Annotated in this window: 24 protein-coding genes; 9 read left to right on the top strand and 15 right to left on the bottom strand. The window is 69.3% G+C overall.

Features of this window, described 5'->3' with window-relative positions; translation table 11 throughout:
• Positions 1–141: 141 nt before the first annotated feature.
• Positions 142–1,623 carry a carbohydrate porin gene (locus tag Bsp3421_RS28775; protein WP_273999455.1) on the bottom strand — a complete coding sequence of 494 codons (1,482 nt, stop codon included), beginning with the start codon at positions 1,621–1,623 and terminating at the stop codon, positions 142–144.
• A 96-nt stretch (positions 1,624–1,719) separates the two neighbouring features.
• Complete coding sequence (locus tag Bsp3421_RS28770) at positions 1,720–1,989, bottom strand: hypothetical protein (RefSeq protein ID WP_273999453.1); 270 nt, start codon at positions 1,987–1,989, stop codon at positions 1,720–1,722.
• A 1,024-nt stretch (positions 1,990–3,013) separates the two neighbouring features.
• Here Bsp3421_RS28770 and Bsp3421_RS28765 point away from each other — a divergent pair.
• The 5 genes from Bsp3421_RS28765 to gorA all read left to right on the top strand — a co-directional run bounded on the left by Bsp3421_RS28765 (position 3,014) and on the right by gorA (position 7,166).
• Positions 3,014–3,154, top strand: coding sequence for a hypothetical protein (locus tag Bsp3421_RS28765; protein ID WP_273999452.1), 141 nt, complete (start codon positions 3,014–3,016; stop codon positions 3,152–3,154).
• 116 nt (positions 3,155–3,270) lie between these two features.
• Entirely contained in the window at positions 3,271–4,923 is a 1,653-nt protein-coding gene (locus tag Bsp3421_RS28760) for an NRAMP family divalent metal transporter (RefSeq protein ID WP_273999451.1), read from the top strand.
• A 69-nt stretch (positions 4,924–4,992) separates the two neighbouring features.
• Positions 4,993–5,166: a hypothetical protein gene (locus Bsp3421_RS28755; RefSeq protein ID WP_273999450.1), complete on the top strand. Its 174-nt coding sequence runs from the start codon at positions 4,993–4,995 to the stop codon at positions 5,164–5,166.
• Between the two features lie 287 nt (positions 5,167–5,453).
• Positions 5,454–5,681 carry a hypothetical protein gene (locus Bsp3421_RS28750; protein ID WP_273999449.1) on the top strand — a complete coding sequence of 76 codons (228 nt, stop codon included), beginning with the start codon at positions 5,454–5,456 and terminating at the stop codon, positions 5,679–5,681.
• A 123-nt stretch (positions 5,682–5,804) separates the two neighbouring features.
• Positions 5,805–7,166 carry a glutathione-disulfide reductase gene (gene gorA / locus Bsp3421_RS28745; protein WP_273999447.1) on the top strand — a complete coding sequence of 454 codons (1,362 nt, stop codon included), beginning with the start codon at positions 5,805–5,807 and terminating at the stop codon, positions 7,164–7,166.
• A gap of 12 nt (positions 7,167–7,178) precedes the next feature.
• Here the strand turns inward: gorA and Bsp3421_RS28740 are convergent, their stop codons facing one another.
• Together Bsp3421_RS28740 and Bsp3421_RS28735 are read right to left on the bottom strand one after the other, a co-directional pair.
• Positions 7,179–7,451 (bottom strand): DUF4148 domain-containing protein, encoded by a 273-nt coding sequence (locus Bsp3421_RS28740; RefSeq protein ID WP_443111603.1) that lies wholly within the window; start codon positions 7,449–7,451, stop codon positions 7,179–7,181.
• A gap of 277 nt (positions 7,452–7,728) precedes the next feature.
• A complete protein-coding gene (locus Bsp3421_RS28735) occupies positions 7,729–8,103 on the bottom strand; it encodes a hypothetical protein (RefSeq protein WP_273999445.1) in 375 nt (124 codons plus the stop codon).
• 214 nt (positions 8,104–8,317) lie between these two features.
• Here Bsp3421_RS28735 and Bsp3421_RS28730 point away from each other — a divergent pair, with 214 nt between their 5' ends.
• Complete coding sequence (locus Bsp3421_RS28730; RefSeq protein ID WP_273999444.1) at positions 8,318–8,605, top strand: helix-turn-helix domain-containing protein; 288 nt, start codon at positions 8,318–8,320, stop codon at positions 8,603–8,605.
• A 254-nt stretch (positions 8,606–8,859) separates the two neighbouring features.
• Here the strand turns inward: Bsp3421_RS28730 and glmS are convergent, their stop codons facing one another.
• The 5 genes from glmS to Bsp3421_RS28705 all read right to left on the bottom strand — a co-directional run bounded on the left by glmS (position 8,860) and on the right by Bsp3421_RS28705 (position 14,461).
• The gene (glmS, locus tag Bsp3421_RS28725; protein ID WP_273999443.1) at positions 8,860–10,677 is read right to left on the bottom strand and encodes a glutamine--fructose-6-phosphate transaminase (isomerizing); all 1,818 of its coding nucleotides are present in this window, start codon (positions 10,675–10,677) and stop codon (positions 8,860–8,862) included.
• 60 nt (positions 10,678–10,737) lie between these two features.
• Positions 10,738–12,099, bottom strand: a complete 1,362-nt coding sequence (glmU, locus tag Bsp3421_RS28720) for a bifunctional UDP-N-acetylglucosamine diphosphorylase/glucosamine-1-phosphate N-acetyltransferase GlmU (RefSeq protein ID WP_273999442.1) — start codon at positions 12,097–12,099, stop codon at positions 10,738–10,740.
• Positions 12,100–12,199: 100 nt separating this feature from the next.
• A complete protein-coding gene (gene ttcA / locus Bsp3421_RS28715; RefSeq protein WP_273999441.1) occupies positions 12,200–13,192 on the bottom strand; it encodes a tRNA 2-thiocytidine(32) synthetase TtcA in 993 nt (330 codons plus the stop codon).
• The gene (locus tag Bsp3421_RS28710) at positions 13,189–13,593 is read right to left on the bottom strand and encodes a dihydroneopterin aldolase (protein ID WP_252984276.1); all 405 of its coding nucleotides are present in this window, start codon (positions 13,591–13,593) and stop codon (positions 13,189–13,191) included. The genes ttcA and Bsp3421_RS28710 overlap by 4 nt, the downstream gene beginning before the upstream one ends.
• A gap of 88 nt (positions 13,594–13,681) precedes the next feature.
• Entirely contained in the window at positions 13,682–14,461 is a 780-nt protein-coding gene (locus Bsp3421_RS28705) for a short-chain dehydrogenase (RefSeq protein ID WP_273999439.1), read from the bottom strand.
• 13 nt (positions 14,462–14,474) lie between these two features.
• Here Bsp3421_RS28705 and Bsp3421_RS28700 point away from each other — a divergent pair, with 13 nt between their 5' ends.
• A complete protein-coding gene (locus Bsp3421_RS28700) occupies positions 14,475–15,665 on the top strand; it encodes a class I SAM-dependent methyltransferase (RefSeq protein WP_273999437.1) in 1,191 nt (396 codons plus the stop codon).
• A 10-nt stretch (positions 15,666–15,675) separates the two neighbouring features.
• On the top strand, positions 15,676–15,870 hold the full coding sequence (locus Bsp3421_RS28695; RefSeq protein ID WP_252984273.1) for a DUF2905 domain-containing protein: 195 nt from the start codon (positions 15,676–15,678) through the stop codon (positions 15,868–15,870).
• Positions 15,871–15,886: 16 nt separating this feature from the next.
• On the opposite strand, the gene Bsp3421_RS28690 is transcribed toward Bsp3421_RS28695, so the two are convergent.
• From Bsp3421_RS28690 to Bsp3421_RS28665, 6 genes are all read right to left on the bottom strand, one after another.
• Positions 15,887–16,108, bottom strand: coding sequence for a hypothetical protein (locus Bsp3421_RS28690; RefSeq protein WP_273999435.1), 222 nt, complete (start codon positions 16,106–16,108; stop codon positions 15,887–15,889).
• A 102-nt stretch (positions 16,109–16,210) separates the two neighbouring features.
• Positions 16,211–17,116, bottom strand: coding sequence for a carbohydrate kinase family protein (locus Bsp3421_RS28685; protein ID WP_273999434.1), 906 nt, complete (start codon positions 17,114–17,116; stop codon positions 16,211–16,213).
• Positions 17,113–18,405 (bottom strand): AGE family epimerase/isomerase, encoded by a 1,293-nt coding sequence (locus tag Bsp3421_RS28680; protein ID WP_273999433.1) that lies wholly within the window; start codon positions 18,403–18,405, stop codon positions 17,113–17,115. Before Bsp3421_RS28680 ends, Bsp3421_RS28685 begins: the two co-directional genes overlap by 4 nt.
• The gene (locus tag Bsp3421_RS28675; protein ID WP_273999432.1) at positions 18,402–19,421 is read right to left on the bottom strand and encodes a LacI family DNA-binding transcriptional regulator; all 1,020 of its coding nucleotides are present in this window, start codon (positions 19,419–19,421) and stop codon (positions 18,402–18,404) included. Before Bsp3421_RS28675 ends, Bsp3421_RS28680 begins: the two co-directional genes overlap by 4 nt.
• A 354-nt stretch (positions 19,422–19,775) precedes the next feature.
• Positions 19,776–21,629, bottom strand: coding sequence for a phosphodiesterase (locus Bsp3421_RS28670; protein ID WP_273999431.1), 1,854 nt, complete (start codon positions 21,627–21,629; stop codon positions 19,776–19,778).
• 788 nt (positions 21,630–22,417) lie between these two features.
• Complete coding sequence (locus tag Bsp3421_RS28665; protein ID WP_273999429.1) at positions 22,418–23,452, bottom strand: bile acid:sodium symporter family protein; 1,035 nt, start codon at positions 23,450–23,452, stop codon at positions 22,418–22,420.
• A gap of 377 nt (positions 23,453–23,829) precedes the next feature.
• Between Bsp3421_RS28665 and Bsp3421_RS28660 the strand changes: the two genes are divergently transcribed.
• On the top strand, positions 23,830–24,258 hold the full coding sequence (locus tag Bsp3421_RS28660) for a hypothetical protein (RefSeq protein WP_273999427.1): 429 nt from the start codon (positions 23,830–23,832) through the stop codon (positions 24,256–24,258).
• Positions 24,259–24,435 lie beyond the last annotated feature (177 nt).

Genomic DNA, 24,435 nt, shown 5'->3' with positions numbered 1-24,435 from the left:
CAGGGCGGTGACAAGCGCGCACGTCGCGGGCGCATCTCGCGAGGCGGCTGCCGATACTTCGCATTGCTTGGAATCATCGCCGGGGCGGCGGCGCGCCCCGGCGGGGTTCGGCGCGCGCGACGCGCGCCGAACCGGCGCGGCTCAGAACGTGATCGTGGTGCGCACGCCGACGATCGCCTCGTCGCCGATGCGCGCGCCGTTCGCGCTCGGATCGGGGTTGGGGATGCCGCCCGCCGGCCGGAACGCGTACTGGAAATCGGCCTGGAGCTGCCACCATGGCGTGACCTGATACTGGTAGGTCGCCTCGAGGATGGTTTCGGCCCGGCGCACCGGATAGCCCGGCGTCGTGAAGGCGCCGGTGTCGCCGTCGAGGCCGCGCGCGTGCGAGCCGATCTTCGCATAGCCGATCGCGAGCCCGACCACGTCGTTGTCGCGGCCCTTGAACGGCGCCTTCAGCGTCACGCCCGCGTTGATGCCGAGATCGACGAGGTTGCGGTCGCCGGGCGCGCCCATGACGCGGGCGAACACGCCGAGCGCGCGCGGGCTGTCGGGGCCCTCGCGCCACACCATCTGGTCGGCCACCGCATAGAAGCCGTAGTTGCCGCGATGCGTGGCCGGATCGCCGCTGCTCGCGGAAGCCGCGAGCGATACGCCGTTGCTCGCGTAGCGCGGGTCGGCGAAGCGCCCCGTGTTGTACCAGACGCCGACCTTGTAGGTGCCGGGCAGGCCGGCGGGCTGCGCCGCCTTCGGGTCCGCGGGCGCCGCGTTGAGCGCGTACTGCGCCTCGCCGATGATCAGCGCGCTGTCGTGCAGGTTGAAGTTGGTGCCGTGCGCGTTGAGCACCTGCGCATCGCCGACGCCGCTGCCGGCCGGATTGCCGTTGAACACGCCCGCCATCACGGTCCACGCGTCGGACGGCTTGAGCCGCAGCCGCACGCCGAGCGACGACAGCGGATAGGCGGGGCCGCCCGCGGGCATGTCGACGGACGGCAGCACCGGCCAGCCGAAGGTCGCGTTCATGAAGGTCGCGGCGTACTGGCTCACCATGAACTCCTGGTCGAGGCTCTGCTGGCCGATCTTCACGTCGACCTTGCCGTCCGCGAGCGACTGCTGGTACCACAGCTCCCACAGCCGCGTGGTCGCGTTCGCCTCGATGCCGGTCGCGGTCTGCAGCGTCTGCAGGTTGCGCTGCGTGAGATTGGTGCCGTGGATCTGCAGGCCCGACACGTTGAAGGTGCCGCCCGGCAGGCCGATCGCCTTCCCGGTGTCGACCACGACGCCGAACTGCGTGAGGCCGTCGTAGGCGCCGCCGCGCTGCGTGCCGCCCGACAGGTTGTTCAGGTATTCGCTGGTTTCCTGCAGGTTCAGCGTGATGCCGTGATCGCCGAGCAGGCTGCGCAGGCCGCCCATGTCGCCGAACAGGTTCGAGCGTTCCCGGAAGCCGGTCGGCGCGGGCGCGTCGGCGGCAGGGGCAGGGGCGGCAGGCGCGCTGGCGGCGTCCTGCGGGGCGGCGCCGCCGGCGGTCTGCGCGCTTGCGGTCTGCGCGAGGCCCAGCGACAGCAGCAGCGGCAGGCCGGCCGCCGCGCCGGATTTGATCAGCATGTGGGTCAGTGTGTTCTTCATGGCGTGTCTGCGATTGATTGGCAAAACTAATGATCGTGTGAAGCTGCCGCGGGATACGGTTCGCCGGCGCGGCCGGTCAGCGAGCCGGCCGGTCGTTCAGGAAAACCACCAGCTCACGCGCAGGGCGTGGTTCAGGCCGAGGCGTGAAGACGAAGCGGACAACAGCGCGACGAGCGCCACCGCGGCCGCCATCAGGGCGACGATCGCGCAGCCGGCGGGCCGGGCGGCCAGCGCGGCGTCGGGCCAGACGCCGTTGCGCCAGGTGCCGGCCGCATGCGCGAAGGGTGCGAACGAGCAGGTCGCGAGCCGATGGCAGGCGAGATGGGCGACGTTTCTGAGTTTGGCCGCGAAAGATTGAATGAACATGACTGCGCTCCCGTCCGGTCCGGCGGGCGCCGGACGACGTAGGGCGCCACGGGCGAGCCTCGCCTGCGGCATACGATCGAAACAGAGGAAGCGTGCTGCGGAAGACCGGCGCGTGCCGATCGATGGTGAAGCGCGCTAACTCGACCAGGGCGAGTCAGCGGCAAAGGACGGACCCTGGCGGCTAGCTCGCGATTGCATCGCCGGCGCGGGCCGGCATCGGACTTCCACTACTAGGGTACGTGTCCACGAAGGACTCCTTTGATGAGTTGCGGCGGATTGTATTCGGCCCGAAATCGAAATTGCAAGTAAAAATCGCATCAATCGTTTCGCGGCCGCGATATCGCGCACAGCGGCCGTTCGCGCGGCGAGACCCTCAAATATGAAGCGCTTTCGTGCTTACATATTCATTTCAATTCGCGTGTCGCTGAAAGCTTTCGCCATGTCGCATCCGCGCCCGGACAGGCGTGGCATGAGGCATTGAAATTATCTTTGTAATAGTCAAGATTTCGGGTTGACTTTCGAATTGGCGGGTATCTAGAATCCGCCATCTTCACAAATGGGGCTGATGCCTTGGACGCCTGCAGTAGTCGATCTTCGACCTTGATTCGTGCCTGATCGGTAGAACGTCCGCGCTGTCCTCCAGCCGCCGTCCTGCCTTGAAGGCAGACGGTGCGCGCCGTAGTTTCCCACTCCCCGTGCATCCTTGATTCGCGCCGGCCGCGTCGCCTCGTCGCGCGCGTCCGGCGTCGGCCGCGAGCCATCGGGCTCGCGCCTGCGTTCGTGCGCGCCGTATCGATGCGGCGCGCGCGGTGCGCACGCACGCCGCGTCGCGGCGCGCCTGCGCTGATCGTTCAACCCTGACCAGGAAGGAGCCGAGATGCCGGACAGTGACAGTCATCCCTTATGCCGAACCTGCCTGATTGATTCGGGGAAGCAGGACGACGCCCGCCGATAGGTGCGCCGAGCGCGCGCATCCGGGCGTTCCGCCGCCCCGCTTGCGCGAACCCTCGCCCGGAGAACCTTCATGAATTTCGCTCTGCTGCTGTCGGACCTGCCCCACATCCAGGAATCGCGCGCGCACTACGACGCGCTGCTGACGCTCGACGCGCGGCCGCAGTCCGCGCTCGCCGCGTGCTGGCACTACCTGAAGAACCTGATTTCCTGAACCGCGACGCGCGACTCCGGCATACGCAAGCGACGCTGCCCACGGGCGGCCCACGCCGTTGCGCATGCCGAGGGCGAGCGCTGTCGATTTAACCATTCGCCCTCGGGGGGAACACCATGTCAACGCCATCCAACGTTTCACCACCTATCGTGCTCGAGCGCAGCGCCGTCCTCGACGAAGCGCACCTCGGCGACATCAAGGGCGCGCTCGGCACGATCGCGCACCATGACACCGGCCCGCGCGCCACGTGGTGGGCGCGCTTTCGCACGCTGCTCGCGATCCTCGGTCCCGGCCTCATCGTGATGGTCGGCGACAACGACGCGGGCGCGTTCGGCACCTATACCCAGGCGGGCCAGAACTACGGCACGACGCTGCTCTGGACGCTGCTGCTGCTCGTGCCGGTGCTGTTCGTGAATCAGGAGATGGTGCTGCGGCTCGGCGCGGTGACGGGCGTCGGCCATGCCCGCCTGATCTTCGAACGCTTCGGCAAGTTCTGGGGCGCCTTCAGCGTGGTCGACCTGTTCATCCTGAACGCGTTGACGATCGTCACCGAGTTCATCGGCATCACCTTCGTGCTCGACTTCTTCGGCATCTCGAAGATCGCGGGCGTGTGCATCGCGGCCGCGTTGACGATGGCCGCGGTCAGTACCGGCAACTTCAGGCGCTTCGAGCGCTTCGCGGTGGTGCTGTGCCTGCTGAGCCTGCTGCTCGTGCCGGTGCTCGTGTCGATCCACCCGCCCGTGTCGCAGATCACGCGCGATTTCTTCGTGCCGAACTGGCCGGCCAACTCGAAGCTCAGCGACGTGATGCTGCTCGTGATCGGCATCGTTGGCACCACGGTCGCGCCGTGGCAGCTGTTCTTCCAGCAGAGCTACGTGGTCGACAAGCGCATCACGCCGCGCTTCATGAAGTACGAGAAGGCGGACCTGTGGATCGGCATTCTGTTCGTGATGATCGGCGCGGTCGCGATGATCTCGTTCTGCGCGGCGCTGTACGCGGGGCGTCCCGAGTTCGGCAACTTCACCGACGCGGGCGGCGTGATCGCGGGCCTCGAGAAGTATGCGGGCCGCACCGGCGCGACGCTGTTCGCGGTCGCGCTGCTCGACGCGTGCATCATCGGCGCGGCGGCGGTCTCGCTGTCGACCGCGTATGCGATCGGCGACGTGTTCAAGATCCGCCACTCGCTGCATCGCAGCGTCTCGGATGCGAAGGGCTTCTACCTCGTGTACTTCGGCATCGTCGCCGCCGCCGCCGCGCTGGTGCTGATCCCGGGCAGCCCGCTCGGCCTGCTCACGGAAGCGGTGCAGACGCTCGCGGGCGTGCTGCTGCCGAGCGCGACGGTGTTCCTGCTCCTGCTCTGCAACGACCGGGCCGTGCTCGGCCCGTGGGTCAACTCGAAGAAGCTCAACCTGTTCACGGGCGCGGTGATCTGGGTGCTGGTGATGCTGTCGATCATCCTGACCGCCTCGGTGATGTATCCGGACATCAGCGGCGAGACGATCCTCGAAGTGCTCGCAGGCGGCACGCTGCTCGCGGTGGTCGGCTTCATCGCGACGATGATGCTGCGCAAGCGCGGCGGCGGCGACGTGGCGGAAGCGGTCGCCGGGCGCGCGGTGCGCGACACCTGGCGCATGCCGCCGCTCGACGAGCTGCCGGCGCCGCGCGTGACGCTGTCGACGCGGATCTGGATGGGCGTGCTGCGCGGCTATCTGTTGCTGGCGGTCGGCCTCGTGATCGTGAAGGTCGTGCAGATGACCTTCTTCAAGTAAGCTCGACATCGCGTCACCCCGCACGGCGCGGGGCGGCGCGGCGAGCGGCTTGAACGCGTGGAGGCGAGCATGAATCGGACGATCGTACGAAGGCTGGGCGGCGCGCTGCTGGTGGCGGCGCTGCTCGCGGGATGCGGCAAGGCGACGGATGACGACGAGGTGAGCAGCAAGCCCAGCGAGACGGCCGCGGCGTCCGCGGCGTCGGCCGTGGATGCCGCGCCGGCGCAGGGCGCGAGCCAGTAGTCCGGCACGGCGCCGAGCGCGAGGCGCTGAGCGTGAGACGCGATCGAAAGGTATCCGAAAAATTTCCGACATAGTTTGACAGTTGCGCGGTCGGCTTTGCGCTAACCTGAATTGCGGCGGCGCTTGTCTACGCCGGCGGTGTCATTCAGTCCTGCGGGGCACGATCGCCCGGCGCGGCCGGCGGGTCCGGCAGGCGTAACGGGTGCTACGGATCGTTACAGGCGCGATGTGGCGCAGGCGGTTCATGCAATCATGCACGCTCACTCTCAATCCGAATGGTGATGGCGATGGGAATCCTCAATACAGTAGGTGAAATTGCAGGTGCGGTGGCCGCGGTCGAGGCGACCGACAAGGTCGATCCGGATGCGGGCCTGTTGACGAAGGGGCTCGCGGCGGTGGCGGGCTTCAAGGGCGCCGAGGCGCTCGAAGGTCTCGTCGAGAAAAAGGACACGGACGCGGCGGAAGGCGCCGACAACTCGGCCGCGCAGGACGGCGGCGACGGCTCGCAGGCCTGAGCGCGCCACGCCCCGCGACGGGAGACTTCGGTCTCCCGTTTTTTTTGCCCGCTCGGGCGGTTACCACGGAGGGGCCGGATTCTTGTTATCGTCCTGTCATCGTGTCCTAGACAAGGCGATCCCATGGAATTCGATTACGACCTCTTTGTGATTGGCGCGGGTTCGGGCGGCGTGCGCCTGAGCCGCATCGCGGCTTCGCTCGGCGCGCGCGTCGGCATCGCGGAGGAGGAGCAGGTGGGCGGCACCTGCGTGCTGCGCGGCTGCATCCCGAAGAAGCTGCTGGTCTACGCGTCGCACTACGGTCATGAAGTGGAGGATGCGGCGGGCTTCGGCTGGAGCTTCGATCTCGGCAATTTCTCCTGGCCGGCGCTGATCGGCGCCAAGAATCGCGAGATCGCGCGCCTGAGCCAGGTCTACATCGACCTGCTGAAACAGTCGGGCGTGACCTTGCACGAAGGCCGCGCAACGCTCGCGGACGTACACACCGTGGAGGTCGGCGGCCGGCGCCTGCGCACGCGGCACATCGCCATCGCGACCGGCTCGCGGCCGACGCTGCCGCCCGTGCCCGGCATCGAGCATGCGATCACCTCGCGCGAGGCGCTCGATCTGCCGGAGCTGCCCGCGCGCATCGCGATCGTGGGCGGCGGTTATATCGCGGTCGAGTTCGCGGGCATCTTCAACGGGCTCGGCGTCGAGGTCGACCTGTTCTATCGCGGCGAGCAGATCCTGCGCGGCTTCGACGACGACCTGCGCGGCTTCCTCGCCGACGAGATGCGCAAGCAGGGCGTCGCGATCCACACGCAGGCCGACGTGCGCGCGCTCGAACGCGCCGCGGACGGCGCGCTGACGCTGCGGGCCGGCACGCACGCGCATGGCCCGTACGGGCAGGTGTTGTATGCGACGGGCCGCGCGCCGAACAGCGACGGGCTCGGGCTCGATGCGCTCGGGGTGGTGCGCGGGCCGGGCGGCGCGATCGAGGTCGACGACTACTCGGCGACGCGCGTGCCGTCGATCCATGCGATCGGCGACGTGACGTCGCGCCCGCAGCTCACGCCGGTCGCGACGCGCGACGGGGCGCTCCTGGCCGCGAACCTGTTCGGCGAGCGGCAGGTGAAGGCCGATCACCGCAACGTGCCGTCCGCGGTGTTCAGCCAGCCGGAGGTCGCGACGGTCGGCCTGTCGGAACGCGCCGCGCGCGCGACGCTCGGCAAGGTGGACATCTACCGTACGTCGTTCAAGGCGCTGCGGCACACCTTGTCGGGGCGCGACGAGCGCACCTTCATGAAGCTCGTGGTGGAGCGCGTCAGCCAGCGCGTGGTGGGCGCGCACATGGTCGGCCGCGACGCGGCCGAGATCGTCCAGGGGCTCGCGATCGCGATCCGCGCGGGCGCGACCAAGGCGCAGTTCGACGAGACGATCGGGATTCACCCGACCGCGGCCGAGGAGTTCGTCACGCTGCGCCAGCGCGCGCCGGATCTCGACTGACGCGCGCGCCGCCTAGGGCGCGACCGACGCGACGGTTCCCGGCCGCGCGCTCGCGCAGTCGCGCCGATACTTCGCCATCAGCCGTTGCTGGGCGCTGTCGATGTCGTCCGGGTAGTTGTCCGACTCGCCCGCCGACGGGTCGTAGCCGACCGATTCCAGTTCCGCCAGTTCGTTGACGATCTGCGCGTGCGTGACGGGCCCTGTCGTGTGCACGAACGGATAGTCCGTGCATTGCTGCGGCGTGAGCGCCGGGGCCGCATGGGCGGTGGCGCCGAACGCGAGCAGGAAGGTACAGGCGAGGGCGGTGGTCCAATAGCGTTCGATAGGGAGGCGTTGCGTGTGGTGCGGCGACGCGCGCGATGCGCGGTCGAATGCGGCGGGAGATTTTTGATAGGGTGCGGCGAGGCCGGCCGCGTTGAAGGCTGCGTGGGAGAGGAGCGTGAACGGCGGCGCGGCAGCTGAAGTTGCGCGATCAGCTCAACGAATGAGTGGGCAGCGCGCGACGGCGAGCGCGCGTTTTCTCGGGATAGGGATTAGGCGCGCGCCGATGGCGCGAGGTGAATCAGTTCGGCAGGCTGGCCGCTTCTTCCTGCGCTTCGAGATGCTGCGCGACACACGCGTGGAGCCGCGCGAGGCTGTGCGGCGGCAGTGCGAAGCCGGTCCAGCCGAGCCCGGTATGGCGCAGGAACAGCACAGCGCCGCCGTAGAGCGGATGCTTTTCGGTGTACCAGCACGGGTCCATTTCCATCACGTATTGCTGGTCGCGCGGCGGGATGTCGGGGATTGCCGGCTTCATCGATGCGCGCAGCAGGCTCAGGTATTGGATCACGCCGTCGACGTCCTCGGGGTCGAGCGCCACGGAGGCCTCGCCTATCGACACGAGCACGGTCTGCTTGCCGTACTCGTTGATCTTTTCGATGCGCATCGGGCCGGACATGGCGCGCCTCCGTGGTGATAGCGGGATGAGGCGATTATCGGATGCGGGGCGGAGGGGAAGATGGAGAGTGGGCGGTGCGGGGATGAAATTTTGTTTAAGGTCGGTGGGAAGGCGCGCGGTGATGAAGAGATCTGGCTGCTGATCGCATATACGAAAGAGAAGTTCGACAATCTGCCGACGAGCTTTCTCAATCAACTTCGAGAGGAAATCGATCGTGGATAAGGAGATGGAAGCGTTTCAGGCGGATCTGCTGAAGCCGGTCCGCCAGATGAAGGCCCGCAAGGTGGGGCGTGCGACACGCGTCACGCCGACCGAGGCGGCGCTGGCTCGCGCCAGGGCCGGACTGTCGCAGAGCGCATTCGCGGCGTTGCTCGGGGTGTCGGTGCGCACCTATCAGGATTGGGAACAAGGTCGACGCAATCCGACGGGCGCAGCTCAAACGTTGCTGCGCGTCGCCGTGCAGCACCCCGAGGCTCTGAAAGACCTTCAACCGCTCACTTGATTCCGGCGGCGCGGTCTCCGCACACTCGGCAGGATGCGCTGAAGCGCACTGAAATCGGTTTGCCGAACACGTGCCCTCATCGAGCGATTGCAATTGCAATCGTGCTGGGTCGGCCGGTGTTCATGCATGCCTATTCGGATCACGCATCGTGCGACTATTGCGCGACCGAGGGAGCGGGCGCTCGGTCAAACGAGCCGCCCGCCGTGAGCGTTTTCATGACTCGCGCGCGACGGCCCACAGCCACCGCACGCCTCTCACTCCACCGTCACCGACTTCGCCAGATTCCTGGGCTTGTCCACATCGGTCCCGCGCGCACAGGCCGTGTGATACGCGAGCAACTGCAACGGCACCACATGCAAAATCGGCGACAGCGGCCCATAGTGCTCCGGCATCCGGATCACATGCAGCCCTTCGTCGTTGACGATCTGCGTATCCGCGTCCGCGAACACATACAGCTCGCCGCCGCGCGCGCGCACTTCCTGCATGTTCGACTTGAGCTTCTCCAGCAGCGCGTCGTTCGGCGCGACCGTGACGACCGGCATCGCCTCCGTCACGAGCGCGAGCGGCCCGTGCTTGAGTTCGCCCGCCGGATACGCTTCCGCATGGATATACGAGATTTCCTTGAGCTTCAGCGCGCCTTCGAGCGAGATCGGATAGTGCAGGCCCCGACCCAGGAACAGCGCATTCTCCTTGCGCGCGAATTCCTCGGACCACGCGATGATCTGCGGTTCCAGCGCGAGCACGCTGTTGAGCGCGGCGGGCAGGTGGCGCAGCTGCTTCAGGTAATCCGCCTCGCGCGCGCCGTCCACATGCCCGCGCAGCTTGCCGAGCGTCGCGGCAAGCACGAACAGCGCGACCAGCTGGGTGGTGAACGCCTTGGTCGACGCCACGCCGATCTCGGTGCCGGCATGCGTGAGAAACGCGATTTCGGTGAGCCGCACCATCGCGCTCGTCGCGACGTTGCACACCGCGAGCGTGTGCCGATGGCCGAGCGCCTGCGCATGCTTGAGCGCGGCGAGCGTGTCGGCGGTCTCGCCCGATTGCGAGATCACCACCACCAGCGCGCGCGGGTTCGGCACCGATTCGCGATAGCGGTACTCGCTCGCGATCTCGACCTGGGTCGGGATCTTCGCGATCGATTCGAGCCAGTACTTGGCCGTCATCCCCGAGTAGTAGCTGGTGCCGCAGGCGAGGATCAGGATGCTGTCGATCTCGGCGAACGCCTCGGCGGCGGCCGGGCCGAACAGCGCCGGTTCGAACGCGTCGGCCTGCGGGATCGTGTCGGAGATCGCGCGCGGCTGCTCGAAGATTTCCTTCTGCATGAAATGCCGGTACGGGCCCAGCTCGACCGCGCCGCCGTACGCGCTGACCACGCGCACTTCGCGCTCGACCACCGCGCCGTCGCGGTCGACGATCGTCACGCCGTCGATCGACAGCTCGCACACGTCGCCTTCCTCCAGGAAGGTGAAGCGGTCGGTGCTGCCCGCGAGCGCGAGCGCGTCCGACGCGAGGAAGTTCTCGCCGTCGCCGAAGCCGACGACGAGCGGCGAACCCTGCCGCGCGCCGACCACGGTGTGCGGCTGGTCCTTGTGGATCACCGCGATCGCATAGGCGCCGTGCAGCTGGCGCGCGGCCGCGCGCACCGCGCCGAACAGGTCGCCCTGGTACAGGCTGTGCACGAGGTGGGCGATGACCTCGGTGTCGGTCTGCGACACGAATTCGTAGCCCTTCGCGCGCAGCGTCTCGCGCAGCGCCTCGAAGTTCTCGATGATGCCGTTGTGCACGAGCGCGAGCGCGTTCGACGAGAAGATCGGGTGCGCGTTGTGCGTGACGGGCGCGCCGTGCGTCGCCCAGCGCGTGTGCGCGATGCCCGTGTGGCCCGTGAGGTGGGCGTCGCGCACCTGCGCGTCGAGATCGGCCACGCGCGCGACGCTGCGCGCGCGCGTGGGCGCGTCGGCGTCGAGCACCGCCACGCCGCACGAGTCGTAACCGCGGTATTCGAGCCGGCGCAGACCTTCGATCAGAACCGGAACGATGTCACGTCGAGCCACTGCTCCAACGATTCCGCACATAGAAAATGATCCTTGGATAGAAGGCGGGCGCCCGTCCGGGCGCCCGCGCAAAGGGTTCTTTCAGTTCTTCTTCTTGACCGGCCGGACGTAGCCGGCCCGGGCGGTCTGCGTCTTGTCGTTGAGCACCAGCATGCCGTCGGCGACGTCCTTCCAGACGGTGGTGCCCGCCGCGATCGTCGCGCCCGCGCCGACGCGCACCGGCGCGACCAGCTGGGTGTCGGAGCCGACGAACACGTCGTCGCCGATCTCGGTGCGGAACTTGTTCGCGCCGTCGTAGTTGCAGGTGATGGTGCCCGCGCCGATGTTCACGCGCGCGCCGATGTCGGCGTCGCCGATGTAGGTCAGGTGGTTCGCCTTCGAGCCCGCGCCCAGCACCGCGTTCTTCACCTCGACGAAGTTGCCGACGTGCGCGTCGTCCGCGAGCTGCGCGCCCGGGCGCAGCCGCGCGTACGGGCCGACCACGGTGTGCGCACCGAGCCGCGCGCCGTCGAGGTGCGAGAACGCGTCGATGCGCGTGCCCGCGCCGATCGCCGTGTTGCGGATCACGCAGTGCGGGCCGACCGTGACGCCGTCGGCGAGCGACACCTCGCCCTCGAACACGCAGTTCACGTCGATCGACACGTCGCGGCCGCAGGCGAGCGTGCCGCGCAGGTCGAAGCGCGCCGGATCGGCGAGCGTGACGCCCGCGGCGAGCAGCGCGTCGGCCTGGTTGCGCTGGTGGATGCGTTCCAGTTCGGCGAGCTGCGCCTTGCTGTTCACGCCGAGCGTTTCCCATTCCTCGTCCGGCTGGGTCGTGACGACCTCGAAGCCAGCCTCGATCGCCTGCTCGACCACGTCGGTCAGGTAGTACTCGCCCTGCGCGTTGTCGTTGCCCAGCGCGCCGAGCCACATCGCGAGCTGCGCGGTGGGCGCGACCACGATGCCGGTGTTGATCTCGGCGATCTTCAGTTCGTCGGGCGAGGCGTCCTTCTGCTCGACGATGCGCGTCACGCAGCCGCCCTGGTCGCGCACGATGCGGCCGTAGCCGGTCGGATCGTCGAGCGTCACCGTGAGCACGCCGTAGCGCGCGTCGGTGGCGGCGTCGACGAGCCGCTGCAGCGTGCTCGCGCGCGTCAGCGGCACGTCGCCGTAGAGCACGAGGGTCGGCCGCGCGGGATCGAGGAGCGGCAGCGCCTGGCGCACCGCGTGGCCCGTGCCGAGCTGCTGCTCCTGCAGCGCGAACTGCACGTCCGGCGCGGCGACGGCGGCCTGCACCTGCTCGGCGCCGTGGCCGACCACGACCACGAGCCGGGACGGCCGCAGCGTGCGGGCAGTGTCGATCACATGGGAAAGGAGCGGCCGGCCGGCCAGAGGATGAAGCACTTTCGGCAGCGCGGAGCGCATGCGCTTGCCGGTGCCTGCCGCCAAAATCACGATATTCATGGCGCCAGTAAATAGGGAGTGTTCGAAGCCTGGGATTTTATCATGCGGGCGCGCCGGGCCGGCGCCGGCCTGACGCGCCCGCGGCCCGGCGGGCGGGGGTTTACAGGTCGTCGAGCGGGACGAACTGCAGCGGGCGCGCGCCGCTCGCGGCGGGCGCGTCGTCCGCGTCCGAGCCGCACGGTTCCTCGTCGAACGCGATGTCGCCGCGCGGGTCGGCGACGCCGGTCGCGCGCAGCCCGGCGAACGGGAACTGCGTGGTGTCCATCAGGTGCGACGGCACGACGTTCGAGAGCGCGCTGAACATGTTGTCGACGCGGCCCGGGAAGCGCTTGTCCCAGTCGCGGATCAGCGCCTTCATTTCCGCGCGCTTCAGGTTCGGCTGGCTGCCGCACAGGTTGCACGGGATGATCGGAAATTCGCGCAATTCCGCGTATTTCTCCAGATCGGTTTCCTTCACGTAGGCGAGCGGCCGGATCACGATGTTCTTGCCGTCGTCGGATTGCAGCTTGGGCGGCATGCCCTTGAGCTTGCCGCCGTAGAACAGGTTCAGCAGCAGCGTCTGCAGGATGTCGTCGCGGTGGTGGCCGAGCGCGATCTTGGTCGCGCCCAGCTCGCCCGCGACCCGGTACAGGATCCCGCGCCGCAGCCGCGAGCACAGCGAGCAGGTGGTCTTGCCCTCGGGCACGAGCCGCTTGACGATGCTGTAGGTGTCCTGGTTCTCGATGTGGAACGGCACGCCGAGCCGGGTCAGGTACTCGGGCAGCACGTGCTCGGGGAAGCCGGGCTGCTTCTGGTCGAGGTTGACGGCGACGATCTCGAAGTGGATCGGCGCGCGCTCGCGCAGCCGCAGGAGGACGTCGAGCAGCGCGTAGCTGTCCTTGCCGCCGGACAGGCACACCATCACCTTGTCGCCATCCTCGATCATGTTGTAGTCGCCGATCGCCTGGCCGACCTGGCGCGCGAGGCGCTTGAACAGCTTGTTGTTCTCGTAGGCCTCTTTCTGCTCGCGGCGCGTGAGCGGCGGGCGGCCGGCGTCGGTCACGGCAGCGGCCGGGGCGGCGCCGTGTGATTCGGGGGTATGGGGCGCATTCATGCTCGCTCCTGATCCTTGATGCGGAAAACTTCGACGCCCACGGCGTCGCAATCGGGGTAGGCGTCCGGTTTCTCGGTGGAGACGCGCACCGCGCGCACGGCGTCGTGCGCGAGCAGGTGCGCCGCGATCGCGTCGCACAGCGTTTCCTGCAGGTGGATGTGGCCGCGCGCGACGCAATGCGCGACGCTCTGCTTCATCAGGTCGTAGTCGACCACTTCGCGCAGCCGGTCTTCGACGGGCGTGGTCCGCGCGAGCGGCACGAACACGTCGATGTTGATGACGACTCGCTGCTTGCCGCGCTTTTCGTGGTCGAACGCGCCGATGTCCATGAGCAGGTCGTGGTCACGCAGGAAGAGCCTGCGGCAATCGGCAAGCCGGGGGTCCAGGAGAGCGGCAAACATGGTCGTTCCAGTCAAATTGGCGTGCAGGCACGCAAAACGGCGCGGCAAAACGGCGGCCGTCGTCCGGCCGCGCGCCCGGCTGCGCCGGTCAAAACCCGTTCGCGGACGGCGCCAGCTGCGCGCCGCCGTCGAGATCCAGCGTGGCTCCGGTGACGCCCGCCGCGTCGGCCAGGTAGCAGGCCGCGTCGGCGAGCGCGTCCGGCGCGGTCGCGCGGCCGCGGACCAGCCCCGCGACCCGCACCTGCGGCGCGAGCGCAAGCGCCTCGGCCGGAATCGCGCGGTGCAGCGCGGCTTGCGCCAGCGCGTGCGGCAACGGCCCGGACGTCGGATGAAACAGGGCCTGATCGAGTACGAACAGCACCGCGGCGCGCAGCGTCTCGTCGTCGCGCGCCGCCTCGGGCGTCGCGTCGCGCAGCGCGCGCGCCAGCGCGAGCGGGGCGGCGACGTTGCGCGCCGTCGCGTCGAGCAGCGCCGCGTAGTCGTCGGCGCGGTCCGGCGCGGGCGGCGTCGGCAGGCTCACCACGCACGCGGGGCGGCCGAGCGCGGCCGCGCAGGCGGGGATCAGCCCGCGCGCCTCGCGCTCCACGGCCAGGTCCGCGATCAATACCGCGACGCGCCCGCCGTGCGCGCCGAGTTCCGCGGCAAGCGCGGCGGCGGCCTCGGCCGCGCCGGCGTCGACCGCGAGCGCGACGTCCCAGCCCCGGCGCGCGAAGCCCGCCGCGAGGGCGCGACCGGCCGCCTGCGCGGCGCCCGCTTGCACGGCGCCCGTATGCACGGCGCCCGTATGCACGGCGCCCGTGTGCACGGCGCCGGCAATCAGCACGGTGCGCGCGGGGCGGGGGACGGACGTGTCGACGGAAACGGTCATTTACAATGCCGGGATGAACCCGAAATCTCACGAACCCGCTAGTTTACCTGCTCCCGGCCCCGACGCGCTCGTCCAGTCCGAAACCCTCGTCGCGAGGCTGCATGCCGAGATCGCGGCGGCGGGCGGCTGGCTGCCGTTCTCCCGCTACATGGAACAGGCGCTGTACGCGCCGGGCCTCGGCTATTACAGCGGCGGCGCGCGCAAGTTCGGGCGGCGCGGCGACGACGGCAGCGATTTCGTCACCGCGCCGGAGCTGTCGCCGCTGTTCGCGCAGACGCTCGCGCGGCCGGTCGCGCAGGCGCTCGAACTGAGCGGCACGCGCCGCGTGATGGAGTTCGGCGCGGGCACGGGCCGGCTCGCGGCAGGGCTCCTGAATGCGCTCGACGCGTTGGGCGCGGCGCCCGACGAATACTGGATCGTGGATCTGTCGGGCGAGTTGCGCGCGCGCCAGCGCGACACGCTCGACGCCGACGCGCCGGCGCTCGCCGCGCGGGTGCGCTGGCTGGACGCGCTGCCGGCGCGTTTCGAGGGCGTGGTGATCGGCAACGAGGTGCTCGACGCGATGCCGGTGCGGCTCGTCGTGAAGGGCGAGGCGGGCTGGCTCGAACGCGGCGTCGTGACGGACGCGGCGGGCCGTTTCGGCTTCGACGACCGTCCCTGCGGCGCGGAGCCGCTGATCGCGGCGTTCGACGGTCCGGCGCTGCCGGCCGGCTACCTGACCGAGATCCACGATGCGGCCGTGGGGTTCGTGCGCACGGTGTGCTCGATGCTCGCGCGCGGCGCGGCGCTGTTCATCGACTACGGTTTCCCGCGCCACGAGTACTACCACCCGCAGCGCGCCGAAGGCACGCTGATGTGCCATTACCGGCATCGCGCGCACGGCGATCCGTTCCTGTATCCGGGTCTCCAGGACCTGACCGCGCACGTCGAGTTCAGCGGCGTCTGCGAGGCGGGCATGGCGACCGGCGCGGACCTGCTCGGTTATACGTCGCAGGCGCGCTTCCTGCTGAACGCGGGCATCACCGAGGCGCTCGCCACGCTCGATCCGGCCGATGTGCATGCCTTCCTGCCGGCCGCGAATGCGGTGCAGAAACTGATTTCTGAGGCGGAGATGGGCGAGCTGTTCAAGGTGATCGGCTTCGCGCGCGGGATCGACGGCACGCTCGACGCGTTCGCGCGCGGCGACCGCTCGCACACGCTGTAGGCGGCGCGCCGTGTTCCGCTGGCTGCTCACCACCTTCCTCGCGGTGATGATCCTGACGCGGACCTGGCCGTGGCTGTCGAAGCTCGGCGTCGGGCGGCTGCCGGGGGATGTGACGCTCAGGATCGGCGCGCGGGTCTATCCGTTTCCGTTCATGTCGACGCTCGTGATCATGGCGATCGTGTCGGTGATCGCGCGCCTGTGGTGACGGCGGCGGCTCGCCGTCACAGTTCCAGCTCGCCGAGGATCCGGTGCGCGAGCGCCTGCGCCTCGGCGAACGCTTCTTCCTCGTTGGGGCTCGTCGCCTCGACCTCGTAGCGCGTGTTGTCGGGCGCGCCGCCCTCGTCGCGCGACAGGATCACGTAGCCCTGGTAGCGGCCGTTGCCCGTCTTCCGGGCATGCGCCTTGGCCGTGTAGATGCCCTTGGTGTAGGTGTTGCCGTCCATGATGCTTCTCCTGCAAAAGGACGGCTCCATCCTAGCACCGCGCGGCCGCGCCTTCAGCCATTCAATCGGTCAAATCGTTCCGCCCTTCAGCCCTTCAGCCCTTCAGTCGAGCAGCGCGACGACCTCGTCGAGTGTCGGCGCGTGCGCGCCGGTGTGGCGGCACGCGGCCGCGCCCGCGGCGAGCGCGAACGCGAGGTGCTCGCGCCAGCCGCGCTGCGGCGTGCGCATCAGGCTGAACAGCAGGCCGCCGATCGACGCGTCGCCCGCGCCCACCGTATCCGCGACCTCGACGCGCGGCGGCTCGGCGCTCAGTGTCTCGCCGTCCGCATAGAGCGTCGCGGCCTGCGCGCCGCGCGTGACGAGCAGCGTGGCGGCGGGATTCATGGCGCGCAGCTGCGCGATCGCCGCGTGTTCGTCGCCCTCGAACAGGTGCCGCAGATCCTCGTCCGAGACCTTGATCAGGTCGGCCAGCGCCGCCATCTTCTCCAGCGTCGGGCGGTAGCCGGCCGCCATCAGGTTGCGGTAGTTCGGATCGAAGCTGATCTTCACGCCGCGCGCGCGCAGCGCGCCCGCGAGCGCGATCAGCGTCGCCGCGAGCGGCTCGCGCACGAGGCTGATGCAGCCGAAGTGCGCCCAGCCCACCGCGTCCTCCCAGCCGGCCGGCAGCTGCGCGGGGTCGAACGCGAGGTCCGCGCTGTGCTCGCCGATGAAGAAGTAGGCGGGCGGCCGGGTCTCGTGGACGATCGCGAGCAGCGGCGCGCGATCGACGCGCTGCAGGAAGCGCAGGTCGAGGCCGGCCGCCTCGCTGGCCTGCCACAGCACGTCGGAGAAGCAGTCGCGGCCGAGCGCGCCGGCGCAGGCGCTCGGCACGCCGAGCCGCGCGACCGCGCGCGCGACGTTCCAGCCCGCGCCGCCCGGGCGCGACACCCACTGCGCGCCGTCGGTGCGCACCATGTCGGTCAGGATGTCGCCCGCCGACACGAATTGCGGAAGTGCGGCCTGGCTCATTGCGCGGACTCCGGTTGCGGGTGGGCGAGGACGGCGGCCGGCAGCGCGTTCAGCACTTCGTAGCACGCGCCCATCGTGTGATAGTCGGTTTTGCCGGCGGGGCTCTTCTCGTCGCTGTACTTGCGGTTGTCGCAGGTGAGGATGCGGTACCACGCGCCGTAGCGGTGATCGACGAAGTGCGCCCAGCTGTAGCGCCAGATCTCGTCATACCAGTCCCAGAAGCGTTCGCTGCCGGTGCGCGCGGCGAGCAGCGCGGCGGCCGCGAAGGTCTCGGCCTGCACCCAGAAATACTTGTTGTGGTCGCAGATCGTGTAGTCGGGGCCGAAGCCGTAGTACAGCCCGCCGTGATCCGCGTCCCAGGCGTGCGCGAGCGCCGCGTCGAACAGTTCCACCGCGCGCGGCAGCAGCCAGTCGAGCGGGCGGTGCCGTTCGAGGATCAGCAGCAGCTTCGCCCATTCGGTCTGGTGGCCCGGCTGGAAGCCCCACGGCCGGAAGATGTTCGAGCTGTCTTCCTTGTTGTAGTCCCAGTCGACCGACCAGTCCGCGTGGAAGTGTTCCCAGACGAGGTCTTGCGACAGCGCGGCCTGGCGGCGCGTGATGTGGGTCGCGAGCAATTCCGCGCGGTCGAGGTACGAGGTCTCGCCGGTCGCCTCGTAGGCGGCGAGCAGCGCCTCGGCCGCATGCATGTTCGCGTTCTGGCCGCGATAGCCGGATACGCGCCAGTCGGGCGTCGCGTCGTCCATGTAGAGGCCGCCGCGGGCATCCCAGAAATGGCGCTCCATCAGGGCGAAGGTGTCGGCGATCAGCGGCCGCGCCTCGTCGACGCCCGCCATCGTCGCGTGCGCGGCCGCGAGCAGCACGAACGCGAGCCCGTAGCAGTGGCGCGTGCCGTCGAGCGTCGCGTGCTTGCGGCCGTCGCGCCAGTCGAGTTCCCAGTCGTAGCCCTGCAGGGCCGCGTCCCAGTGCGCGTCGCGCAGGAAGCGCAGGCCGTGGCGCGTGTAGTCGAGATCGCGCGGGTCGCCGAACTGCCGGTAGGCCATCGCATAGTTGAAGACGAAGCGGCAGCTGCTGACGAGGTGGCGGGTCGTGCGGTCGTACACCGCGCCGTCGTCGCGGAAGAAATGGAAGAAGCCGCCGCTCGGGTCGAACACCGTCGGCGCGTAGAAGCGCAGCGTGTCCCGTACGTGCGACAGCAGGAACGCCGGGTCGCGGAAACTCGCGACGGCAGGCGCGGGCGTGGCCGGCGCGTCGGGCGCAGGGCAGGAAGAGGGCGAAGCGAAAGTCGTCATGATCCGATGACCGAGGTGAGGATGGGCGCCGCTTGCGCGACGCCGAGGCTGCTGGCCCGCGCGACCAGTTGCACGGGCAGGCTGATTTCGCTGCGCTCGGGCGCGTCGGCGAGCAGCAGTTCGACGCCGAGCCGGCCGAGCGCTTCCTTGTCGACGGCGAGCGTCGTCAGCGGCGGCGCGGCGTGCGCGGCGGCGGGGATGTCGTCGAAGCCGACGAACGCGATGTCTTCCGGCACCCGCACGCCGCGCGCCACGCACACGCGCAGCGCGGCGAGCGCGGCGGCGTCGTTGAACGCGAACACGGCGTCGGGGCGCGGCCCGGGCGCGTCGAGCAGCTGCTGCATCGCGCGCGCCGCGCCGGTGTCGGGATCGAGGCCGGCGTCGATCGTCACCTCGAGCGACGGATCGAACAGCAGGCCGGCCTCGAAGAACGCGCGGCGGTAGCCGAGCGCGCGCTGGGCGATGCTGTAGTGCGCGAGCGAGCCGCCGATGAACGCGATGCGGCGGCGGCCGGCCGCGAACAGATGCCGCATCGCGAGCGCCGCGCCGCCGTGGTTGTCGATGTTCACCGAGCGCAGGCCGGGCGCCCACAGGTCGATCAGCACGAGCGGGCGGCCGGTCGCGGCGAGCGCCTCGAGCGTCTCCGGCTCCATGAAGCCCGCGACCGCGATCGCGTCGGGCGCGTGCGGGCGCATCTGGCGGATCACGTCGTCGGTCGGGCCGGCCGTCAGCAGCGTCGGCACGATGCCGCGCTCGCGGCAGGCGTCCTCGACGCCGTGCAGCACGTGCGAGAAGAACGGCGTCGCCGCGAAGTTGTTGTGCTGCCGGTGCAGCAGGAAGGTCAGGCGCCGGATGCGGGGCCGCAGCTGCGCGGGATCGTAGCCGAGCCGCTGCGCGACCTCGACGATCCGCTCGCGCGTCGCTTCGGACAAGCCGGGCTGGTTCTTGAGCGCGCGCGACACGGTGCCGATCGATACGTTGGCCGCATGCGCCACATCGCGAATGGTCGTGCCCATGGTCCGGATCCGGGTGTTTAGGGTGACGGCGATTGTATAGTAAAAATATTGTCGATCAAGCTGAAAACCGAGGCTGATGGGCTGGTAAATACCCGTATTTAAAAGGATAAAGCCCATTTGTTCGTTTAGTAAAAATACTAAACGAATAGTAAAGGAGGGGGGCGGTTTTGGGGGGCAGCGTGGACAGCGCGGACCACGGAGACAGTGGAGTGGGCGGAGACGATAACGGAGGCAGAGGCAGAGGCAGAGGCAGAGGCGTTGACGGAGGCGATCCGGCGCGCCGTCGCCCGGCGACGCGGGTCGTCCATCCGCGCGCCCGTTCCGCGCGGGCTGCCCGACGAGCAGCCGTCGCCGTCAGTCCAGCTCGACGGGCGCCGCGTCGCCGCGCGCGCGCAGCCAGGCGCTGCCTTCCTCGATGTCGATCAGGAAATAGCCGCCCGGCTGCTGCTTCGCGCGCCGCTTCGCGAGCGCGGCGACCGACGCGATCTCGTCGCTGCCGTAGCGCAGCGCGCGGCCGGCCGCGGGCGGCACGTGCACGCAGCCGATCGCCATCGTCACGAAGCCGTGGAAGGCCGGGTTGCCGTAGCGGTCCTCGCCGCGAATGCCGCCCGCGAGCCGGTCGGCCGGCGCGTAGAAGCGCTGCGCGCCTTCGTTGAAATGACGGATCGCGCGCTTCACGCGCGCGGTCCAGTCGGCGCTCTGGAACAGCACGAGGAAATCGTCGCCGCCGACGTGGCCGAGGAAGTCGCGCGTCGGGTCGCACACGTGGGCGAGCACGGTGGCGGCGAACTTCAGCACCTCGTCGCCCTGCCAGTAGCCGTACTGGTCGTTGAACGGCTTGAACTGGTTCAGGTCGACGTAGCACGCGTGGAAGCCGGCCTCGTTGTCGACGAGGCGCGCGATGTGCGAGCTGATCGGGATGTTGCCGGGCAGGAAGGTCAGCGGATTCGCGTAGCGGGCTGCCTCGATTCGCACCTCGGTGACCGCGCGCACCAGGTTCTCGCCGGTGCCGAGGCCGAGATAGCGGCCGCGTTCGGTGATCACGAAGCCGTCGGCCAGGTAGCGCTGGTCGTTGCTCGTCAGCAGCTTGGCCATCTGCTCGACCGTCATGGTGTTTTCGATGATCACGGGCGCGTCGTTCGCGAATTGCAGGCAGGCCTTCTTGCCGAACACCTCGCGGTGATAGGGCAGCGCGTAGCGGTCCATGAAGCTGCGCCGGTTGATCAGCGCGATCGGGTGATCGCCCTCGACGACCGCGACCGCATGCAGGTCGGGCAGGCGATTGAACAGTTCGAGCACGTCGTTGTTGGTGGCGCGGCGCGGCAGCGCGGGCGCGCTGACCAGCATCTTCGCGACCACCGTGCCGCTGCCCGGGCGCGGCGCGGGCCCGGCGCGGGTCGCGCCCGGAAACACCGCGATGTGCTGCGCGCGGATCGCGTCGTGCGCGTCCGGCGCGACCCGGCGCGCGGGATGCGCATGTGGCCGGCCGAGGAAGAAGCCCTGGCCGCAGCCGATGCCCATGTCGCGCACGACGATCAGGTCCGCCTCGTTCTCGATGCCTTCGGCGATCAGCTTCGCGCCGCTCGCGTTCGCGAAGTGCTGCATCGCCTTGACGGCCTCGAACTTGAGCGGATCGTTGGCGATGTCGTGGATGAAGAAGCGGTCGATCTTCACGACGTCGGGATGCAGGCTCACCCACAGGTTCATGCTGGCGTTCGCGGTGCCGTAGTCGTCGAGCGCGAACTGGACGCCGGCCTGGCGCAGCGCGGCGATCGCGGACGCGAAGTCGCCGACGTCGGGGATCGCGTTCTGTTCGGTCAGCTCGATGACGATCCGTTCCGCGTTGAAGCCCATGCGCTGCAGCAGGGCCTGCGCATGCTCGCGCACGGTCGCGAACTGCAGGATCGCGTTCGCGCTGAAATTGAGGAACAGCTTGCCGTCGCACGCGAGCGTGGCGAACGCTTCGATGCAGGCGGCCGCGGCCGCGTGTTCGAGCGCGATCGACGCGCCCTCGCGCGCGGCCTGCGCGAACAGCGCGGCCGGCTGTTCGAGCGGCGAGCCGGACGGGCCGCGGATCAGGCCTTCGTAGCCGATGATGGCGCCGGCCTCGATGTCGACGATCGGCTGGAACACCGCGGTGAGCGCACGCGCCGCGATCAGCGAGGCGATGCTGACGGAGTCGGTGGCGGCGCGGGTGGGTGAGGGCATGGGGTGGACGATGACGACGGAACGCCGGCCTTAACGGCAGCCGGGCGCGCGAGTTGAATGAATTTTTTGTGACGCGATGCACTGTCGTGGGGGGGCGCGTGCGGGCAAACGATTGCAGCGAGGGGGCGCGCGGGTCGGTCGAGAAAGGGGGGAGGCCGGAGGGGGCCGCCTTGCGCGGATCGGGACGCGCGCGAGCCGTCGGATTCGGCGGATGCCGAGGCGGGAGGCGCTGTGCTTTATCGATGGCATGTCGCGCGCCGGCCCGGCGGGGCGATCAATCAGGAGCGTCGATGCGCTTGAGCGGGACGGCCCGTCTCACATTCATCGGATGGGGCGGAGCATGCGTGTGAAGCCTTTCGATTGCCCATCGAGGAAATGTCGCGCGCCGGCCCGGCGGGACGATCAACCAAGGACCGTCGATGCGCTCGTGCGAGGCGGCCCGCCGCACTCCCCGAACGGACGCGAAGCATGCACGTCGTGCGTTTCGCCCGCCGCGCGCCGCGCGTGATCGATCGCCGGCAAGCGGCTGGGGCGCGGGCGTCGTGATGCGCGAGGACGAACCCGTCGCACGGGAGTGCTCGATGAACGCGCCTCGTCATTCCGGGCTCGTGTGCGTCAGGAATGCGATGGACGGCGAGGGGATGAATGGATGGCGGCCGGCCCGGCACGTGCGGTTCGCAGAAGCGATGGCAGGGTGCGGGACGGCCGGACGATCCCGGGCAGGACGAGCCGCTGCCGCTCATCCCGACCCGGCCGCGCGGCTCACCGCGCCGCGCGCGGCCGGCGCCTCACCGATCGCGGGTGCGCAGCGCGTTGCCGCCGCTGCCGCCGTGCGTCGCTTCGCCTTCATCCGCGCCGAGGTCGCGGGCGCCCCAGCGTTGCGCGAGCGCCGCGCAGGTCATCAGCTGGATCTGGTGGAACAGCATCAGCGGCAGCACCACCGCGCCGACCGCGTGCGCCGCGAAGATCACCTTCGCCATCGGCACGCCGGCGGCGAGGCTCTTCTTCGAGCCGCAGAAGATGATCGTGATCTGGTCCGCGCGATTGAAGCCGAGCCGCTTGCTGACGAACATGGTGAGCAGCAGCGCGATCGCGAGCAGCACGACGTTGACGACGATGAGCCCGAGCAGCGCGCTGGGCGGGATCTGGTGCCAGAGCCCCTGGTTCACGGCCTCGCTGAACGCCACGTAGACGACGAGCAGGATCGAGCCCTGATCGACGAAGCGCAGCACGCCGCGGTTGCGCTCGATCCATGCGCCGATCACGGGGCGCAGCAACTGGCCGGCGACGAACGGCACGAGCAGTTGCATCACGATGCTGCCGATGGTGCTCCACGGCGATGCGCCGCCGCCCGCCTGCGAGGTGATCATGAGGCCGACCAGCGCGGGCGTGAGGAAGATGCCGAGCAGGCTCGACGCGGACGCCGAGCAGACCGCGGCCGGCACGTTGCCCTTCGCGATCGAGGTGAAGGCGATCGACGACTGGACCGTGGAAGGCAGCGTGCACAGGAACAGCACGCCCGCATAGAGCGCCGGCGTGACGAGCGGCGACAGCAGCGGCTTGAGCGCGAGGCCGAGCAGCGGGAACAGCGCGAAGGTGCTGAGCAGCACGACCGCGTGCAGCCGCCAATGGGTCGCGCCGGCGATGATCGCTTCGCGCGACAGCTTCGCGCCGTGCAGGAAGAACAGCAGGCCGACCGCGATGTTGGTCGCCCAGTTGAAGGCGTGGGCGGCCGGGCCGTGGCACGGCAGCAGGCTCGCGAGCACCACGGTGCCGACGAGTGCGAGGGTGAAGTTGTCGGGGACGAAACGGGGACGGGCCATGACGGAATCCGGATAAGAGCGGGGACGCTTGCGCGTCCCGGATGCGCCATTCTCCGGGTCGCCTATTAAATAGACAAATTCATTCCATGCATCGATTGATGAGTTCGGTAAATGGTTATTTCTGGGGCGCGATTCGCCGGATGTCGCTTAAAAAATACAGAGGCTTACGGTCGGAATGTCAAATGCGGCGCCTTGGCAGGCCCGTCCGAGGCGGCGGCAAAACCTGAAAAAACCAGCAGTAACACGGTGTTACACCGGTGCCGGCGGACTAACATTTTTCGGCTCGACACGTTTGCGAGGCCCTCATAAATTACTGCTGAAAGGCTCCCGTGCCGCGCGTCGAGCGCACAGACGCGGGAAATCGGCGGGTAATCAGGATGATGACGGCACGTGCAGGACGGATGATCGGGCGATGGGCGGCGGGCGCATTGGGCGTGCTGCTGGTGTCGCTCGCGTGCGCGCAGCCGCCGCATGGCGCCGGACGTGGTTTAGGCGGTGGCTACGGGGCGGCGCATGGCGGCGAGGCGCGGCCCGGTGCGAACGCTTATGGCCAGCAGCGCTGGGGCCTGCGTCCGACGCCGTCGTATGGCCGTTACGCCGCGCAAGGCAGCCCCTATCGCCCGATCAGCGCCGAGGCGCGCGGCGTGCCGCATCCGCCCGACGGCACGGTGCCGATGCGCGCCGGCTCGATCCGAGCCGACGTCACCCGCTACAACGAAGAACGCGGCGGCCGGCCGATGCCGCCGCCGCGCACGCAGGAAGACGCCGGGCGTCCGCCGTTCTTCTCGTCGTTCTACCGCAACTGACCCGCATCATCGGGCGGCGCGGCGCGCCGCCCGATGATGCAAATTCGCCACAGTCCCTCCGCAAATCTCCCGCACCCCTTCCGGCTTAGGTATCTTTCGCGCCGCGCAGCCGCGCAGCCGCGACGGGCGCGCATGCGTCGGGCTCGACGCAGGATTCGTCTGCCGCCGCGCGCGCGC

It is taken from the genome of Burkholderia sp. FERM BP-3421, from assembly GCF_028657905.1.
Lineage (GTDB): Bacteria > Pseudomonadota > Gammaproteobacteria > Burkholderiales > Burkholderiaceae > Burkholderia.
This window is presented reverse-complemented; position numbering and strand designations above follow the sequence as displayed.